The sequence below is a fragment of the Streptomyces sp. NPDC044064 genome, from assembly GCF_056434245.1.
This window is the reverse complement of the sequence record NZ_JBWKFN010000029.1, coordinates 87,098-104,775: the sequence shown is the minus strand read 5'-3', so window position 1 is coordinate 104,775 and position 17,678 is coordinate 87,098. Positions and strand designations below refer to the sequence as shown.

Here is a 17,678-nt window from a genome sequence, read left to right as displayed (position 1 = left end):
GGGAGCCAGCGCGTGCTCGACCAAGGCGCACCCCCGCAGAACCACAGAACGGCCGCCCCCGCGTCCCTGGGCGTCGCCTCGCGCCTCATGCGTCGCAAGCCGGTGGAACACCTGGTCGCGGAGGGCGGTCAGGGCGAGGGAGGGCAGCTGAGGCGCTCTCTCGGGCTGTGGCAGCTGACCATGATCAGCATCGGCGCCACCCTCGGCACCGGCATCTTCGTCGTCCTCGGCGACGCCGTCCCGGAGGCCGGTCCCGCGGTCACCCTGGCCTTCGTGATCGCCGGTCTCACGGCTCTCTTCTCGGCCCTGTCGTACGCCGAACTGGCGGGCAGCATCCCGGTCGCCGGCTCCTCCTACTCGTATGCGTACGCAACGCTGGGCGAACTGGTCGCCTGGGTCTGCGGCTGGTGCCTGGTGCTGGAGTACGGCGTGTCGGTGGCCGCCGTCGCCGTCGGCTGGGGCGAGTACCTCAACGAGCTGCTCGACGGCACCATCGGTGTCACCATCCCGGACGCACTGTCCTCGGCCCCGGGCGAGGGCGGCATCATCAACCTGCCGGCCCTGATCGTCGTCCTCCTGGCGATGGTGTTCCTGCTCGGTGGCGCGCGTGAGTCCGCCCGCGCCAACACGATCATGGTCTGTGTGAAGATCGCCGCCCTGGTGCTGTTCTGCGCGGTCGGTTTCATGGGCTTCAAGTCCGGCAACTACCGCGACTTCATGCCGCTCGGCATGTCCGGCGTCAGTGCCGCCGGAGCCACGCTGTTCTTCTCCTACATCGGCTTCGACGCCGCCTCCACCGCCGGTGAGGAGGCGAAGAACCCCAAGCGGGACCTGCCGCGGGCGATCATGCTGTCACTGATCATCGTGACCGCGCTGTACGTGCTCGTCGCGGGTGTCGCCGTGGGTGCCTGGAACTGGAAGAAGTTCGACGGCTCGGAGGCCACCCTCGCCGCGATCATGAACGATGTCACCGGCCAGACCTTCTGGGGCACCATGCTGGCGCTGGGTGCGGTCATCTCCATCGCGAGCGTGGTGCTCACCGTGCTCTACGGCCAGACCCGCATCCTCTTCGCGATGTCCCGGGACGGCCTGGTGCCGAAGGCGCTCGGCAAGGTCCACCCGAAGACCGGCGCCCCCCGCCTCAACACGGTGCTCGTGTCCCTCTTCTGCGGTGTGCTGGCCGCGCTCATCCCGCTGGGCAAGCTCGTCGACGCCACCAGCATCGGCACGCTGTTCGCCTTCGCCCTGGTCAACATCGCGGTCGTCGTCCTGCGCTACAGGCGGCCCGAGCTCGAGCGCACGTTCAGGGTGCCGTTCGGCCCGGTCCTGCCGGTGCTGGGCTTCCTGTTCTGTGCGTACAACATGTTCAGCCTCGACACCGTGACCTGGGTCGTCTTCGGGTGCTGGATGGCCGCCGGGCTCGTGTTCTACTTCCTTTACGGCTACCGCCGTTCCCGTCTCGCGACGCAAGAAGCTCCTGCGACACAAGAAGTGAAGTGAACCACCCCCTGTGCTGAACGATCTCGACGAACGCATCGTGCACGCCCTCGCCGAGGACGCCCGCCGTTCCTACGCGGACATCGGGCAGATGGTGGGCCTGTCCGCGCCCGCCGTGAAGCGGCGCGTGGACCGGCTGCGGGCCACCGGAGCCATCACCGGATTCACCGTCCGGGTGGATCCGGCGGCGCTCGGCTGGGAGACCGAGGGCTACATCGAGATCTACTGCCGGCGCAACACCTCGCCGGAGACCATTCAGCGGGGCCTCGAGCGGTACCAGGAGGTCGTGGCCGCGTCGACCGTCACCGGCGACGCGGACGCGATCGCGCAGGTCTTCGCGTCCGACATGCGTCACTTCGAGCGGGTGCTGGAGCGGATCGCCGGCGAGCCGTTCGTCGAGCGGACCAAGTCGGTACTGGTGCTTTCGCCGTTGCTGCGCCGGTTCTCCTCCGGTGCGCCGGGGTAGGAGCGGATTCCGGCTCGGGGCGCTTCGCCGGATGCCGGGTACAGGCATCCGGCAAAGCGCCCCGAGCTCTATTCCGGGGTCTTCCGCGCCAGCGCGTTGTTGCCTATCGAGTTGCGCACGCTGAAGCTCACCGCGTCCGGCCGATACCGGTCGTCCGACCACTCCACCGGCCGCCCTTCGCGGGTCGTGGTGACCCGCCGCACCCGCAGCAGCGGACTCGTCCGGCGAACCCCCAGCAACTCGGCGTCCTGTGCGCCGGCGGCGACCGCGTCGATGACGTGCTCGCCGTAGGCGAAGACCAGGCCCGTGTCGTCGTAGAGCCGCTGGGTGACGGAGGGGCACCCGGGCTCGATCGGCTCGACCGCCGGTGCGATCCAGTCGGCGTACACCGTCCGCTCCAGCAGCACCGGCTCGCCGTCCAGACCGCGGACGCGCAGTACGTGCAACACCTGTGTCCCGGCGGACAGTTGGAGCCGTACCGCATCCTCCTTCGTGGCCGGGCGGTACTCCTGAGCCACCACGTGTCCGGTGGCCTCGCGGCCCATCGCCCGCGCCCACTGGGCGAAGCTGCGCAGTTCCTCGAAGCTCTGGCTGCTGCGGCTGGCGAGGACCACGCGCCGGGCGCCCTGGCGGGAGCCGATCAGGCCCTCGGCGGTGAGGGCGGCGACGGCCTGCCGGACCGTACCGCGCGAGACGCCGTAGTGCGTCGCGAGTTCCGCCTCCGAGGGCAGCCGGCTGCCGACCGTGTACTCCTCGCGGTCGATCGAGCGCCGCAGCTCGTCGGCGATCTCCTCGTGTCGCGCCGTCATGCTTCCCCTCTGCTCAGGTCGCTGTGCACAGCGTGACCAGCCTAATCGAGACCTGAGCGTGATCTCTAACGGTCTGGATTGTGCACACAACAAGGGTCCAAAGTTTCGTCACGGTTTACAGACAGGACACCTGTGGCGGGCGTACTGTGACGCAACTTGTTCATACAAGTTCTCCGCAGTTCCCAACGCACCGCCCACCCTCGTGCGCACCCCTGGAGAAACCGTGACCGTGTCCCTGCCGAGAAACGCCGTCCTCGGCGGCTCCCTCGCCGTCGTCGCCGCACTCGCGCTGAGCGCCTGCGGCGCCGCCCCCGACAACGCGTCCACCAAGACCAAGGACGGCAAGAACGCCGCCACCACCACCTCCGCGGCCGACTTCGGAGGCCTCGACGCCCTCGTCAAGGCGGCCAAGAAGGAGGGCACGCTGCACATCATCGCGGTGCCCCGCGACTGGGCGAACTACGGCGCCATCATCGACGGCTTCCAGAAGAAGTACGGCGTCAAGATCGAGGACGAGAGCCCCGACGGCTCCAGCCAGGACGAGATCAACGCCGTGACCTCGCGCAAGGGCCAGGACCGCGCGCCGGACGTCCTCGACCTCGGTTCCTCCTTCGCTCTCAGCGCCGCCCAGCAGGGCCTGCTCGCGCCCTACAAGGTGGCCTCGTACGACCAGATCCCCGAGGGCCAGAAGGACCCGCAGGCCCGCTGGTTCAACGACTACGGCGGCTACATCTCCATCGGCTGCGACGCCAAGCGCGTGAAGGCCTGCCCGACCACGTTCAAGGACCTCCTCAAGCCGCAGTACAAGGGCCAGGTCGCGCTCAACGGCAACCCGACCAAGTCCGGCTCGGCCTTCGGCGGCGTCTACGCGGCGGCCCTCGCGAGCGGCGGCTCGTTCGACAGCATCCAGCCCGGCCTCGACTTCTTCGCCAAGCTGAAGAAGAACGGCAACTACACGCCGGTCGAGTCCACCCCGGCCACGGTCGAGAAGGGCGAGACGCCCATCAGCATCGACTGGGACTACCTGAACGCCGGCTACGCCGACGAGTTCAAGTCCAAGGGCGTCGACTGGAAGGTCGCCATCCCGAGCGACGGCCAGTACGCCCAGTACTACTCGCAGGCCATCAACAAGGACGCCCCGCACCCGGCGGCCGCCCGCCTGTGGCAGGAGTACCTGTACAGCGCCGAGGGCCAGAACCTGTGGCTCAAGGGCTACGCCCGCCCGGCGCTGATGACCGCCATGGAGAAGGCCGGCACCCTCGACAAGACCGCCGCCGCCAAGCTCCCGAAGGTCACCGGCACGCCCTCCTTCCCGACCGAGGACCAGCAGAGCAAGGCGAAGACGGTCATCGCGCAGGGCTGGGGTAAGGCCGTCTCCGGATGACCACCGCTCTCACCCGTACGGATGTGGCGCCCGTCGCTTCGGCGAAGCGGCGGCGCCGCGCCCCCGGATGGCTGGCCGTGGTGCCGCTGCTGGTGTTCACGGCGATCGCCTTCGGGCTGCCCGCCCTGGCCATCCTGGACGGCGCCTTCACGGTCAAGGACCAGACGACCGGCGCCGCCTCCTACACGGCCGAGAACCTCTCGGCCTCACTGCAGGGCCCGTACCTCACCGCTCTGGTGGGCAGCGTGAAGCTGTCGGCGGTCTCCGCCGGGCTGGGGGCGCTGCTCGGGCTGCCGCTCGCGCAGGCCGTGGTCAGCTCCCGCTCCCGCGCGCTGCGCGAGGCCGTGCTGACCGCCTCCGGTGTGCTCGCCAACTTCGGCGGCGTCCCGCTGGCGTTCGCCTTCGTCGCCACCCTCGGCAACGCCGGCGTCCTGACCGTGCACCTGGGTCTCACGGACAAGGGCTGGGACCTCTACAGCTTCTGGGGTCTGGTCCTCGTCTACCTGTACTTCCTGATCCCGCTGATGGTCCTCACCATCACCCCGGCCCTGGACGGTCTGCGCGTCCAGTGGCGGGAGGCCGCGCTGAACAACGGCGCCACGGGTGTGCAGTACTGGCGGCACGTGGCCCTGCCCGTGCTCGCGCCCTCCCTGCTCGGCGGTCTCGTGCTGCTGTTCGGCAGCGCCTTCGCCGCCTACGCCACCGCCGCCGCGATGGTGGGCAGCGCGGTCCCGCTCGTCACGCTGCAGATCGCCGACGCCCTCTCCGGCAACGTGCTGGTCGGCCAGGAGAACGTCGCCCTCGCCCTCAGCCTCGACATGGTGCTGGTGGCGGGCCTGGTCATGGCCGTGTACCTGCCCCTGCAACGACGGAGCGCCCGATGGCTCGACGCCTGACCCCCTGGCGCTGGGCCGTCCTCGGCCTGGCCGCGCTGTACTTCCTGGTGCCGCTCGGCGCCTCCGTGGTCTTCACGATCGACGTGCCCGGCCACGGCGTCACCTTCGACGCCTACACGCAGATCCTGTCCGCCGACGGCTTCACCTCCAGCCTGCTGCTCTCGCTGGAGCTGGCGGTCGCGACCATCGTGGTCGTCCTGCTGCTGATGGTGCCCGCCGTCGTCGCGCTGCGGCTCGGCGCACCCCGGCTCAGGCCGGTGGTCGAGGTGGTGTGCTCGCTTCCCCTGGTGGTTCCGCCGATCGCGTTCGTCGCGGGGATCGTCACCGTGCTGAAGTGGGGCCCGGACCACCTGTCCCGGACCCCGCTGTTCGAGACGTTCGTGGCGATCCAGAACCCGACCTTCCCGGTCGTGCTGGTCCTCGCCTACGTCGTGATGGCGCTGCCGTTCGTCTACCGCGCGCTGGACGCGGGCCTGCGGGCCATCGACGTGCGCACCCTCGTGGAGGCCGCCCGCAGCTGCGGCGCCTCCTGGCCGCAGGCCCTCGTACGGGCCGTGCTGCCGAACCTGCGCGGGGCGCTGCTGAACGCGGCCTTCCTCACGCTGGCGCTGGTCCTCGGCGAGTTCACCGTCGCCCGGCTGCTCGGCTACCAGCCGTTCGCCGTGTGGATCTACAACGTCGGCGGCTCGCAGGCCCAGATGTCCGTCGCCGTGTCCGTGCTCAGCCTGCTCCTCACCTGGGCCCTGCTCCTCGTGCTCGCCGGTGCCGGCGGACGCACCCGAACCGCTTCCTCCCGGGGTTGAACCATGACCGTCACCACGCTTGAGAAGGCGACCGCCGAGAACGCCGCCACCGTCGAATTCCGGGGCCTGCGACGCGAGTTCGGGACCACCGTCGCCCTCGACGGGCTCGACCTGACCGTCCGCCCGGGCGAGTTCCTGGCCCTGCTCGGCCCCTCCGGCTGCGGCAAGACCACCGCGCTGCGCATGCTCGCCGGGTTCGAACACCCGGACTCCGGCGCCGTGCTGGTGGACGGCCAGGACGTCACCCACGTCCCGGCCCACCGCCGGGACGCCGGGATGGTCTTCCAGTCGTACAGCCTCTTCCCGCATCTGAACGCCGTCGACAACGTCGCCTTCGGGCTGCGCATGCGCAAGGTCCGTACGGCCGAACGGCGTTCCCGTGCCGCCGAGTTGCTGGAGCTGGTCGGGCTCGGCGACAAGGGCGAGCGGTTCCCGCACCAGCTCTCCGGGGGCCAGCAGCAGCGCATCGCGCTCGCCCGCGCCCTCGCCCTGCGCCCGCGCGTCCTGCTGCTCGACGAGCCGCTGTCCGCGCTGGACGCCAAGGTGCGCCTGACCCTGCGCGAGGAGATCCGCCGGCTCCAGCAGGAACTCGGCATCACCACCCTCTTCGTCACCCACGACCAGGAGGAGGCCCTCTCGGTCGCCGACCGGGTCGCCGTCATGCGCGCCGGACGGCTCGAACAGTGCGCCGAACCCGCCGAGCTGTACGGCCGTCCCGCCACCGCCTTCGTCGCCGAGTTCGTCGGCACGATGAGCCGGATCCCGGGCGAGCTGAAGAACGACACGGTCGAGGTGCTCGGGCAGCGGCTGCCGGCCGACGGCGAGGTGCCGGACGGCGCGGTCGACGTGCTGGTGCGGCCGGAGTCCGTCCAGGTGAAGGCCGACGAGCAGGGCAGCGCCCGGGTCGTCGCCACCGCCTTCCTGGGCGCCGTCGTCCGGGTCACCGTACGGCTCGCCGACGGCACCGAGGCCAAGGCCGACCTGCCCACCCACGAGGCCGCCGGACTCGGCGCCGGAGCCGCCGTCGGCGTGTCGCTGCCGGAGCGCCCGGTGCTGGTGGCCGAACGTACCCAGAAGTGAGGAACGACGACAACGTGACCCCCCACAACCCCGTACTCCCGCTGCAGGCCGTCCTCTTCGACATGGACGGGACGCTCGTCGACACCGAGCGCCTGTGGTGGGAGGCGGTCGAGCAGGTCGCCGGACGCCCGCTGGGCGAGGCCGACCAGCCGGAGGTGCTCGGCCGGCCCGTCGAGCACACCGCCGCCTGGCTCGCCGCCCCCACCGGACGGACCGAGGCCGACCTCGCGGCCGAGCTGCACCGCGAGTTCGCCGCCCGCGTCCGCACCGGGATCGTGCCCCGCCCCGGCGCCCTGGACCTGCTCGACGCGCTGGCCGCCGCCGGCGTCCCGACCGCCCTGGTCACCGCGTCCCCGCGCGCGGTCGCCGACGTCGTGCTCGACGCCCTCGGCGCCGGACGGTTCGCGGTCTCCGTCACCGCCGACGACACCGACCGCACCAAGCCGGCACCCGACCCGTACCTCGCCGCCTGCCGGGCGCTGGGCGTCGACCCGGCCTCCTGCGTGGCCGTCGAGGACACCGAGACCGGTGTGGCCTCCGCCGAGGCCGCCGGGTGCGCCGTACTCGCCGTGCCGTCCCTCGCGCCGATCGGCGCGGCACCCGGGCGGACCGTGCGGGACAGCCTCGTCGGCGTCACGCCCGAGGCGCTGCGCCGGATGGCCGCGCCCGAACTCCGCGTCATGAGCTGGAACCTGTGGCTCGGCGGCAGCCCGGTCGACGACCACCGCGCCAAGCAGGTCAAGGCCGTCCTGGAGAGCGGTGCCGACGTCGTCGGGCTCCAGGAGACCGCCGGTACGGCAGCCCAGGAGCTGGCCGAGGCCCTCGGCTGGCACCACCACCGGGCCGGCGAGAACCTCGGCGTCATCAGCCGGCACCCGATCACCGCCCGCTTCGGCGACCCCGAGGCCGGCTTCTACGGCGCCGCCGGCGTCCGGATCCGGGTCTCGCCCGGCCGCGAGGTCGACGTGTGGACGGCCCATCTGCACTACACGCCGTACGGGCCCTACGAGGCCGTCTTCGACGGGCTCGGCGCACCAGAGCTGATCGCCCACGAGGACGTGCGGCTCGCTCAGATGCGGGACGCGCTGCACCGGATCGCCGAGTCCTCCTCCGACGGCGTCCCGGTGGTCCTCGTCGGCGACTTCAACTGCCCCTCGCACCTGGACTGGCCGGACGTGGTCTGGCCGGTGACGCGGGCGGCGGCGGACGCGGGGTTCGCGGACTCCTACCGTGAGGTCCACCCCGACCCCGTGGCCGAGCCGGGGCACACCTGGTCGCCGATCCACCCGGTGCACGAGGACGGCAGCGGACGACCGGAGCCGCAGGACCGGATCGACTACGTCCTGCACCGCGGCGGCCTGACCGTGCGCGACGCGCGGACCCTCGTCGTCGGCACCCCGCACGCGTGGCCCGACGTCACGGGCAACGACTGGCCCTCGGACCACGCGGCCGTCGTGACCACCTTCGTGCTGCCACGGAAGTGACCCGTGGTTACCGCAGGTCACCATTGCGGACCAGGTGATGATCCCGTAGGTTGTGCCCGCTCTTACTGACTGGTAACAGACAGGTACCCCATGCGCTGGCCCGTCGGCCGTCCCACCACCGTCCGTGCCCGGATCGTGGCGCTCGCTCTCGCCCCGGCCGTCGCACTGATGGCGCTGTGGAGCTTCGCCATGGTCTCGGTCACCGCCGAACTGCGCGCGCTGATCCGGCTCCAGGGGGTGTACGAGGACTTCGGCACCCCCGTGGACACCGCGATCGGGCAGATCCAGATCGAACGCCGGATGTCCGCCGCCTACCTGGGCGCCCGCCTGGACACGGCGACGGCGGGGGACCTGCTCGGCCAGGAGCGCCGTACCGACCGGGCCGTGGACGCCATGCGGCACGCGGTCCGGGACGGCGACCGCGGGCGGCTCACGGACCGGCAGCGGCAGGCCCTGGACACCATGGTCGCCGCCACCGGGAAGCTGGAGGCGCTGCGCGAGCGCGTGCTGTCCCGGAACATCACCTGGGACCAGGCGGTCGACCAGTACAGCACGCTCGTCGAGCCCGGCTTCGACGTGCAGTCGACGCTCACCGCGCTCCAGGCCGGGCAGCTCGCCCGGGAGGCCCAGGTCGTCATCGAGCTGGTGCGGGTACGGGAGTTCGTGTCCCGGGAGGATGCCCTGGTCGCCGGGGCACGGGCGGCCGGGACCCTGACCGACCGGCAGTACGACACCCTGACCGCCACCATCGAGGACCGGCGCGTCTTCGAGCGGACGTACGTACCGGACCTGCCCGCCGACTCGCGCGGCCTGTTCGAGGAGTTCCAGCGCGGTGACCTCTACCGCTCGCTGACGCAGGGCGAGGACGCGCTGCTGCGGTCCGGAGCCGCGGGAGCCGGGCAGGCCGTCGCGGCGGACACCTGGCGGACCACCTCCGACCGGGCCGTCAAGCGCTACATGCAGCTGTGCACCCGCTCCGCCGAGAACTCCGCGGTGCGCGGCCGGGCCTTCGCCTACCACGAGCTGACCAAGGCCGCCGTCGTCGGCGCGGTCGGGCTGGCAGCCGTCGCGCTGTCCCTGTGGTTCGCGGTACGCGGTGCGCGGCGCATCTCGCGGCGCCTGGAGACCCTGCGGGACGCGGCCGACGTGCTGAGCACACGGCAGCTCCCGGACGTGATGCGCAGGCTGGGCGCCGGCGAGGACGTGGACGCGCTGGCCGAGGCACCGCCGCTCGCCGCCGACGAGATCAGGGACGACGAGATCGGCCAGGTCGGCCGGTCCTTCAACACCGCGCGGCTCGCCGCAGTGGAGGCCGCCGTCAGGCAGGCCACGCTGCGCCGGGGCCTGTTCGCCGTGCTGCTCAACATCGCGCGCCGCAACCAGGCGCTGGTGCACCGGCAGCTGAAGCTCGTCGACACGCTGGAGCGGCGCACCGAGGACCCCGACATCCTGCGCCAGCTGTTCCGCATCGACCATCTGACGACCCGGATGCGCCGGCACGCGGAGAGCCTGATCATCCTGTCCGGCTCGGCGCCGGGCCGCCGCTGGCGCAGGCCCGTGCCGGTCGCGGACGTCGTCGCCTCGGCGGTGAGCGAGATCGAGGACTACTCGCGCGTGGTGGTGCCGCCGATGCCCGAGGTCGGCGTCGCGGCGGACGCGGTCGCCGACGTCGTCCACCTCGTCGCCGAACTCCTGGAGAACGCCACGGCGTTCTCGCCGCCGCACACCCAGGTCACCCTGCGCCCCGGACGGGTCGGCAGCGGCTTCGTGCTGGAGATCGACGACCGCGGGCTCGGCCTCGACGCCGAGCAGCGCGCGGAGGCGCACCGCACCCTCACCGACGCCGACGCCTTCGACCCCACCCGGCACGACCGGCTCGGCCTGTACGTCGTCGGCCGCCTCGCCGCCCGGCACGGCATCGAGGTGAACCTGCGGGACTCGCCGTACGGCGGTACCACCGCGGTGGTGCTGCTCCCGGAAGGGGTGCTGGCGGAGGTGGAGCCGGCCGGGGCACCGTCCGCCCGGGCCGGGGGACGGGACCCGGTGGCACACCGGCCGGCCCCGGCGGAGCTGCAGAGTCCGGCCGAGCTGCCGAGTCCGGCCGAGCGGACCGCGCCGGTGCTGGAGCTGCCCACCAGGAGGCGAGCCACATCACGGCCCGCGATCGCGCCCGGACCTTCAGCGCACGAGCCCCGCACGCCGGACGAGCCCCGCACGCCGGACGCGCCTGGCCCGGAGCCGGCGCCCGGACCGGAGTCGGCCCTCGGCCCGGCGTCGACCCCCGGCCCGGAGCCCGCCCCCGCCCTGCCCACCCGCACCCGCCAGGCCTCCCTCGTCCGCGAGCTGCGCGACGATCCGCCGCCCCGCGACGCGGAACCCGGGCGGGAGGTCGACGCCGACGAGATGCGGGCGATCTTCGGAGCCTTCCAACGGGGCCTGGACCGAGGCCGCAAGGGCCTGCCGGCCACCCCATACACGGACGACGCGAACACCGACGCCGACGAAGGGACGGACACCGACCATGCACGGTGACGACGAGACCCCCGAGAACCCCGAGAACCCCGCCCCGCCCGTCGGAACGCCCGGCACGGATCTCGGCTGGCTGCTGGACGACCTCGTGGATCGGACCGACCACGTCCGCCAGGCGGTGCTGCTGACCGCCGACGGCCTGGCGCTCAGCTGCTCGCAGGGCATGCGCCGACGCGACATCGAGCACCTGGCCGCCGTCTGCTCCGGCTTCCACGGCCTCGCCCGCTCCGTGGGGGAGCGGTTCGAGGCGGGGCAGGTGCGGCAGACCATGGTCATGCTGGAGGACGCCTACCTCTTCATCACCCCGGCCGGGAACGGCAGCCGCCTCGCCGTGCTGAGCGAGGCGCGGACCGACGTGGGCCAGCTCGCCCACGAGATGGCCCTGCTCGTCCGCCGCCTCGGCCGCCATCTGGACGCCGCCACCCGCTCGGCCCCCTGATCCCGCGGTGAGCGACGAGCACTGGTACGAGGACGAGACCGGGTCGATGGTCCGTCCGTACACCGTGACCCGGGGCCGCACCCGGCCCTCGGACCGGCACACCATCGACCTGATGTCCCGGGTCACGGCCCTGGAGCCGGACGGCGCGGCGCACCCGGCACTCGACCACGCCCGCGCCGCTCTGCTCGACCTGATCCGCCGCGGCGCACGCCCGGTGGCCGAGCTGGCCGCGGACGCCGACCTGCCCCTGACCGTCGTCCGGGTCCTGCTCGGCGACCTGGCCGAGGCCGGTCTGATCCGCATCGACGAGCCCCGCCGCCTGCCGGTCAGCGGTCCGGCCGCCGATCCGGGGCTGCTGCGGGAGATCGTGGCGCGGCTGAAGGAGCTGTAGCCGCCGCGCCGACGAGTTCGGCCAGCATGCCGGCGGTCTCCCGGTCCGCCGGCAGGAAGGCCTCGAGGCGCAGCTCGGCCACCGTGACGTCGGTCGCCGTGCCGAAGTGCGTGAGCGTGGTGATCAGCGTCAGCTCGCGGTCGTCGTCCGGACCGGGCGCCCGCAGCCGCAGCGGCACGGCGAAGCCCAGGTGGTCCGGCGACTCGCGGGGCCGCGCCGGAGCCAGTTCGGTGAGGCCGGCCGCCAGCCGCCGCAGCCGGTCGTCCGGGTTGCGCACGCTCTCGGCCCGGACCGCGTCGATGATGTGCCACGCCCACTGCTCGAGGTTGACGATGCGGGGCGCCAGGCCCTGCGGATGCAGCAGCACCCGGGGGACGCTCACCGGCGGGACGAGCAGGTGCGGGGCCACGCCGGCGACGAGCGCATGGAAGGCCGCGTTGGCCGAGACGAGGTCGCCGTACCGGTCGACGACCACTGCCGGGTACGGCAGATGGCCCTCCAGGATCCGTTCGAGCGCGGTACGGACCGGTTCGAGCCGCGGGTCGTCCAGGCTGCTCCGCGGGTACGCAGGGGCGAAGCCGGCCGCGAGCAGCAGTTCGTTGCGTTCGCGGATCGGCACCTCGAGGGACTCGGCCAGCCGGATGATCATCGACCGGCCGGGAGCCGACCGGCCGCTCTCGATGAAGCTGACGTGCCGCTGCGTGGTTCCGGCCCGCGTGGCCAGCTCCAGCTGGCTGACCCGCCGCCGGGTGCGCCAGTCGCGCAACGCGCCGGCGAGGGGCCCTGTGGTCGTTTCACCGATCATGCCTCCTGTTTAGCCCGCCCGGCGGCGGCCGGGCGATACCCCGCGGGGAATTGCCGCCGGTACGCCCGGCGCAGCAGGGTCGTGGCCGTACACCGGACCTGCGCAACCGAGGGGAACGACCATGTCCGACACCGGCATCAGCCGCCTCACCGAGAAGTACGTCGCCGTCTGGAACGAGCCCGACGCGGAGCGGCGCCGCACCGCGATCCGTGAGCTGTGGTCCGACGACGCGGTCCATGTGCTGCAGCCGCCCAAGGAACTGGCGGAGGCCGCCGAGGGACTGGGCTTCGACCGGCTCGCCCTGGAGGCACGCGGCCACGACGCGCTGGAGTTCCGGGTGACGCGCGCCCACGAGGAGTTCGTCGCGCCCGGCACCTTCGTCTTCCGCTCGCGCGACGACGCCGACCGGCTCCACGACGTCGTGAAGTTCCACTGGGAGATGACGCCCAGGGACGGCGGCGAGCCCGCCGGGGTGGGCCTGGAGGTCCTCGTGCTCGGCCCCGACGGCCGGATCGTCGGCGACTACCAGTTCATCGAGGGGTGACCGGCGGTGATCCCCTCCACCGTACGCAGCTATCAGCTCGGCGCCGGCGGCGGCCTGGACGGCCTCTCGCTGCGCACGCACGAGCCACGCACCCCCGGCCCCGGCGAGGTCGCGGTCGCCGTCCGCGCCGTCTCGCTCAGCTTCCGCGAGCTGCTGGTGCTGCGCGGGACGTACGTGCTGCCCGTGAAGCCGGACGTCGTGCCGGTCTCGGACGGGGCCGGCGAGGTCGTCGCCGTCGGGCCGGACGTCCACCGGGTGCGGCCCGGCGACCGTGTCGCCTCCACCGTGTTCCCGCACTGGCTGGACGGGCCGCTGGAACCGGACCGCCTGCCGCAGCTCGGCGGCACCCTCGACGGAATGCTGACCGAGCTGGCGATCCTCCCCGAGGACGCCCTCGTCCACGTCCCCGGCCATCTCTCCTACGCCGAGGCGGCGACGCTGCCCTGCGCCGCCGTCACGGCGTGGAACGCGCTGACCGGCGACGGCCGCGGAGTGCGCAGCGGACAGACCGTGCTGACCACCGGCTCCGGCGGGGTGTCGCTGTTCACGCTGCAGTTCGCGACACTCCTGGGCGCGCGGGTGATCGCCACGACCGGCAGCCCGGCCAAGAAGGCGCGCCTGCGCGAACTGGGGGCCGTCGAGGTCGTCGACCACCGCGAGGTCCCGGACTGGCACGGCGCCGTCCGGGAACTGACCGGCGGGCGGGGTGTCGACCGTGTCGTCGACACCGCCGGGACGCTGGACCAGTCGCTGAGGTCGGTCGCCGTCGACGGGCATGTCGCCCTCGTCGGGTCCGTCTCCGGCGACTGGTCCCCGATCGATCCCCGGCTGCTGTTCGGTGCGGCCGCCACCGTCCGGGCGGTGGCCGTGGGCAGCCGCGCCCAGTTCACCGCCATGAACGACACCATCGCCGCGCACCGGCTGCGACCGGTGGTCGACCGGGTCTTCCCCTTCGAGGAGGCCGCCGACGCCTACCGCTACTACGAGTCGGCGAGCCCCCTCGGAAAGGTGGTCATCGGCGTCGGATGACCCTCACAGCGCCGGGTTCCACGGGACGACCTCGAAGTCGCCCGTGCCCTGATTCACCTTCTCGAAGGGAGCCGACGAGACGCACGGCGGCAGGTCCTTGGTGTCCACGGGGCTGCCGACCCCGGCCCAGCTGTAGCCCAGCCGGTCGTGCCGGCCGAGGTCGTGGACCGTGACACCGACCCGCTTGCCCTTGGCCCCCGGCAGGTCCGAGGCCGTGATCACGCCGGAGACGACGGCGACCTTCCCGCCGGTGACCAGGCAGTCCACCTTCGCCTTGGCCCAGGCGCCGTTCCCGTGCAGGTAGTGACTGAACTCGAACGTTCCGGTGGCCTTGCGCGGATTCATGTTGTCCTTCGGCGCCAGATGCGCGTCGAAGGAGAAGGTGATGTCGTCCCCGGCCGACCGGTACAGCTTGGCCGTGCCGGTGAGCGCGGCGGCCTCACGCTGGGGATGATGCGCCCCGGCTCCCGAGGCCATTGCCGCGCCCGCCGTCCCGGCGGTGATCAGCAGGGCGGCGGCACAGGTGATGGCGGCGATCCTCGTACGACGCTGCATGACGGTCCTTTCCGCAGGTCAAGCGTGTGAACTGAACGCTCACCACTCTCCCGGCGACGGGCCCTCGGCACATCGCTCCGCAGGCGGCATCCCGCCTCCCCCGTCCGGCGGGGAAGCCCCGCCGCGACCTGCGCCTCCGGGCGGAGGGGAGCCCCGCCCCGGGGCGCGCAACGAATCGCCGCCCGACCCCCCTGTCACGCAACAATCCGCGCACCGGCGCGCAACGGCTCCCGCTTGTCCGGCCGAGCGCGGCGACCGTACCTTTTTTGTGGCCCCAAAACCCCCCTTTCCGGTGAGGAACCCCGCATGCGCACCGCACTGCTCCAGAGCTCCGGCCGCCCCGGCTCGGTCGCCGAGAACCTCAAGGTCCTCGACGAGGCCGCGGGCCGCGCCGCCGCCGCGGGTGCCGCGCTGCTGGCCGCTCCGGAGATGTTCCTCACCGGCTACGCGATCGGCGACGCCGTCGGCCGCCTCGCCGAGCCCGCCGACGGCGACTCCGCCGACGCGATCGCCGAGATCGCCACCCGGCACGGCCTGGCCATCGCCTACGGCTATCCGGAGCGGGACGGCGAGACCGTCTACAACTCCGCGCAGCTGATCTCCGCCGACGGCACCCGGCTCGCGAACTACCGCAAGACCCATCTGTTCGGCTGCTTCGAGCGCGACCACTTCACACCGGGCGAGCAGCCGGTCGTCCGGGCCGAGCTGAACGGCCTGACCGTCGGCATGATGATCTGCTACGACGTCGAGTTCCCGGAGAACGTCCGCGCCCACGCGCTGGCCGGCACCGACCTGCTGATCGTGCCGACCGCGCAGATGCACCCCTTCCAGTTCGTCGCCGAGTCCCTCGTGCCGGTGCGGGCCTGGGAGAACCAGATGTACGTCGCGTACGTCAACCGGGTCGGCCCCGAGGGCGAGTTCGAGTTCGTCGGACTGTCCGTCCTCGCGGGCCCCGACGGCATCGCCCGCACCCGCGCCGGCCGCGGCGAGGAGCTGGTGTTCGCCGACGCCGACCCCGGTTTCCTGGCCGCCTCCCGCGAGGCCAACCCGTATCTGCAGGACCGCCGACCCGGCCTGTACGGATCCCTGGTCTGACCTCCCTCCCCGCCTGACCCCCGCCCCAGCCCTCCCCGCCTCACCCCCCGCGCAAGGAGTCCGTACCCCATGACGTCCACGGTGCCCAACGCCGTCGAGCACGCCGACGAGCAGCAGCCGCCGATCACCATGTTCGGCCCGGACTTCCCCTACGCCTACGACGACTTCCTCGCCCACCCGGCGGGGCTCGGCCAGATCCCGGCGACCGAGCACGGCACCGAGGTCGCCGTCATCGGCGGCGGCCTGTCCGGCATCGTGGCCGCCTACGAGCTGATGAAGATGGGCCTCAAGCCCGTCGTCTACGAGGCCGACCAGATCGGCGGCCGGCTGCGCACCGTCGGCTTCGAGGGCTGCGACGATTCGCTGACCGCCGAGATGGGCGCGATGCGCTTCCCGCCGTCCTCCACGGCCCTCCAGCACTACATCGACATGGTGGGCCTGGAGACCACGCCCTTCCCGAACCCGCTGGCCGAGGGCACCCCGTCCACCGTCGTGGACCTCAAGGGCGAGTCGCACTACGCCGAGACCGTCGACGACCTGCCCCAGGTGTACCGGGACGTCGCCGAGGCCTGGAACAAGTGCCTCGACGAGGGCGCCGACTTCTCCGACATGAACCGCGCCATGCGCGAGCGCGACGTCCCGCGCATCCGCGAGATCTGGGCGAAGCTGGTCGAGAAGCTCGACAACCAGACCTTCTACGGCTTCCTCTGCGACTCCGAGGCCTTCAAGTCCTTCCGGCACCGCGAGATCTTCGGCCAGGTCGGCTTCGGTACCGGCGGCTGGGACACCGACTTCCCGAACTCCATCCTGGAGATCCTGCGGGTCGTCTACACCGAGGCCGACGACCACCACCGCGGCATCGTCGGCGGCTCCCAGCAGCTGCCGCTGCGCATGTGGGAGCGCGAGCCCGAGAAGATCGTCCACTGGCCCTACGGCACCTCGCTGAAGTCCCTGCACATGGACGGCGAGCCGAAGCCGGCCGTGACCCGGCTGCACCGCACCGCGGGCAACCAGATCACGGTGACGGACGCGGGCGGCGACATCCGCACCTACAAGGCGGCCATCTTCACCGCACAGTCCTGGATGCTGCTGTCCAAGATCGCCTGCGACGACTCGCTCTTCCCGATCGACCACTGGACCGCGATCGAGCGCACCCACTACATGGAGTCCTCGAAGCTCTTCGTGCCCGTGGACCGGCCGTTCTGGCTGGACAAGGACGAGGAGACGGGCCGGGACGTCATGTCGATGACGCTCACCGACCGCATGACCCGCGGCACCTACCTGCTGGACGACGGCCCGGACAAGCCCGCCGTGATCTGCCTGTCCTACACCTGGTGCGACGACAGCCTGAAGTGGCTGCCGCTGTCCGCGAACGAGCGGATGGAGGTCATGCTGAAGTCGCTCGGCGAGATCTACCCGAAGGTCGACATCCGGAAGCACATCATCGGCAACCCGGTGACCGTCTCCTGGGAGAACGAGCCCTACTTCATGGGCGCGTTCAAGGCCAACCTGCCCGGGCACTACCGCTACCAGCGGCGCCTGTTCACGCACTTCATGCAGGACCGGCTGCCCGAGGACAAGCGGGGCATCTTCCTCGCCGGCGACGACATCTCCTGGACGGCCGGCTGGGCCGAGGGCGCGATCCAGACCGCGCTGAACGCGGTCTGGGGCGTCATGCACCACTTCGGCGGCGAGACCGACGCGGCCAACCCGGGCCCGGGTGACGTCTACGACGAGATCGCCCCGGTGGAGCTTCCCGAGGACTGACCGGGAAATCGGACCGAGGGGGGGGGGGGGGGGGGGGGGGGGGGGGGGGGGGGGGGGGGCGGGGGGGGGGGGGGGGGGGGGGGGGGGGGGGGGGGGTGGTGGTGG

17 protein-coding genes are annotated in these 17,678 nt (G+C 72.2%); 14 read left to right on the top strand and 3 right to left on the bottom strand.

Going from position 1 to position 17,678, the window contains the following annotated elements; translation table 11 throughout:
- Positions 1 to 12: 12 nt before the first annotated feature.
- On the top strand, positions 13 to 1,500 hold the full coding sequence (locus tag AC07DS_RS35970; RefSeq protein WP_479152260.1) for an amino acid permease: 1,488 nt from the start codon (positions 13 to 15) through the stop codon (positions 1,498 to 1,500).
- A 10-nt stretch (positions 1,501 to 1,510) separates the two neighbouring features.
- Positions 1,511 to 1,963 (top strand): Lrp/AsnC family transcriptional regulator, encoded by a 453-nt coding sequence (locus tag AC07DS_RS35965; RefSeq protein ID WP_030343799.1) that lies wholly within the window; start codon positions 1,511 to 1,513, stop codon positions 1,961 to 1,963.
- A 68-nt stretch (positions 1,964 to 2,031) separates the two neighbouring features.
- Here the strand turns inward: AC07DS_RS35965 and AC07DS_RS35960 are convergent, their stop codons facing one another.
- Positions 2,032 to 2,772 (bottom strand): GntR family transcriptional regulator, encoded by a 741-nt coding sequence (locus AC07DS_RS35960; protein WP_479152258.1) that lies wholly within the window; start codon positions 2,770 to 2,772, stop codon positions 2,032 to 2,034.
- Positions 2,773 to 2,995: 223 nt separating this feature from the next.
- Here AC07DS_RS35960 and AC07DS_RS35955 point away from each other — a divergent pair, with 223 nt between their 5' ends.
- From AC07DS_RS35955 to AC07DS_RS35920, 8 genes are all read left to right on the top strand, one after another.
- A complete protein-coding gene (locus tag AC07DS_RS35955; RefSeq protein WP_479152257.1) occupies positions 2,996 to 4,156 on the top strand; it encodes an ABC transporter substrate-binding protein in 1,161 nt (386 codons plus the stop codon).
- Positions 4,153 to 5,052, top strand: a complete 900-nt coding sequence (locus AC07DS_RS35950; RefSeq protein ID WP_145881064.1) for an ABC transporter permease — start codon at positions 4,153 to 4,155, stop codon at positions 5,050 to 5,052. The genes AC07DS_RS35955 and AC07DS_RS35950 overlap by 4 nt, the downstream gene beginning before the upstream one ends.
- Positions 5,037 to 5,855 carry an ABC transporter permease gene (locus AC07DS_RS35945; protein ID WP_479152255.1) on the top strand — a complete coding sequence of 273 codons (819 nt, stop codon included), beginning with the start codon at positions 5,037 to 5,039 and terminating at the stop codon, positions 5,853 to 5,855. The genes AC07DS_RS35950 and AC07DS_RS35945 overlap by 16 nt, the downstream gene beginning before the upstream one ends.
- Positions 5,856 to 5,858: 3 nt before the next feature.
- Entirely contained in the window at positions 5,859 to 6,935 is a 1,077-nt protein-coding gene (locus tag AC07DS_RS35940) for an ABC transporter ATP-binding protein (protein WP_479152253.1), read from the top strand.
- A gap of 14 nt (positions 6,936 to 6,949) precedes the next feature.
- The gene (locus tag AC07DS_RS35935; protein WP_479152251.1) at positions 6,950 to 8,419 is read left to right on the top strand and encodes an HAD-IA family hydrolase; all 1,470 of its coding nucleotides are present in this window, start codon (positions 6,950 to 6,952) and stop codon (positions 8,417 to 8,419) included.
- A 90-nt stretch (positions 8,420 to 8,509) separates the two neighbouring features.
- Positions 8,510 to 10,951: a sensor histidine kinase gene (locus AC07DS_RS35930; protein ID WP_479152250.1), complete on the top strand. Its 2,442-nt coding sequence runs from the start codon at positions 8,510 to 8,512 to the stop codon at positions 10,949 to 10,951.
- The gene (locus tag AC07DS_RS35925; RefSeq protein ID WP_479152249.1) at positions 10,941 to 11,387 is read left to right on the top strand and encodes a roadblock/LC7 domain-containing protein; all 447 of its coding nucleotides are present in this window, start codon (positions 10,941 to 10,943) and stop codon (positions 11,385 to 11,387) included. The genes AC07DS_RS35930 and AC07DS_RS35925 overlap by 11 nt, the downstream gene beginning before the upstream one ends.
- A 7-nt stretch (positions 11,388 to 11,394) precedes the next feature.
- A complete protein-coding gene (locus AC07DS_RS35920) occupies positions 11,395 to 11,778 on the top strand; it encodes a DUF742 domain-containing protein (protein WP_479152247.1) in 384 nt (127 codons plus the stop codon).
- Here the strand turns inward: AC07DS_RS35920 and AC07DS_RS35915 are convergent.
- Positions 11,714 to 12,583 carry a helix-turn-helix domain-containing protein gene (locus tag AC07DS_RS35915; RefSeq protein WP_479152244.1) on the bottom strand — a complete coding sequence of 290 codons (870 nt, stop codon included), beginning with the start codon at positions 12,581 to 12,583 and terminating at the stop codon, positions 11,714 to 11,716. The two genes, AC07DS_RS35920 and AC07DS_RS35915, sit on opposite strands and share 65 nt — an antisense overlap.
- A gap of 121 nt (positions 12,584 to 12,704) precedes the next feature.
- Here AC07DS_RS35915 and AC07DS_RS35910 point away from each other — a divergent pair, with 121 nt between their 5' ends.
- On the top strand, positions 12,705 to 13,127 hold the full coding sequence (locus AC07DS_RS35910; protein ID WP_479152242.1) for a hypothetical protein: 423 nt from the start codon (positions 12,705 to 12,707) through the stop codon (positions 13,125 to 13,127).
- A 6-nt stretch (positions 13,128 to 13,133) separates the two neighbouring features.
- A complete protein-coding gene (locus AC07DS_RS35905) occupies positions 13,134 to 14,156 on the top strand; it encodes a zinc-dependent alcohol dehydrogenase family protein (RefSeq protein ID WP_479152240.1) in 1,023 nt (340 codons plus the stop codon).
- 3 nt (positions 14,157 to 14,159) lie between these two features.
- Here the strand turns inward: AC07DS_RS35905 and AC07DS_RS35900 are convergent, their stop codons facing one another.
- Positions 14,160 to 14,711, bottom strand: coding sequence for a Repetin (locus AC07DS_RS35900; protein WP_479152237.1), 552 nt, complete (start codon positions 14,709 to 14,711; stop codon positions 14,160 to 14,162).
- Positions 14,712 to 15,017: 306 nt separating this feature from the next.
- Here AC07DS_RS35900 and AC07DS_RS35895 point away from each other — a divergent pair, with 306 nt between their 5' ends.
- Entirely contained in the window at positions 15,018 to 15,806 is a 789-nt protein-coding gene (locus tag AC07DS_RS35895) for a carbon-nitrogen hydrolase family protein (protein ID WP_479152235.1), read from the top strand.
- Positions 15,807 to 15,875: 69 nt separating this feature from the next.
- Entirely contained in the window at positions 15,876 to 17,573 is a 1,698-nt protein-coding gene (locus AC07DS_RS35890) for a flavin monoamine oxidase family protein (protein WP_479152233.1), read from the top strand.
- Positions 17,574 to 17,678: the final 105 nt, after the last annotated feature.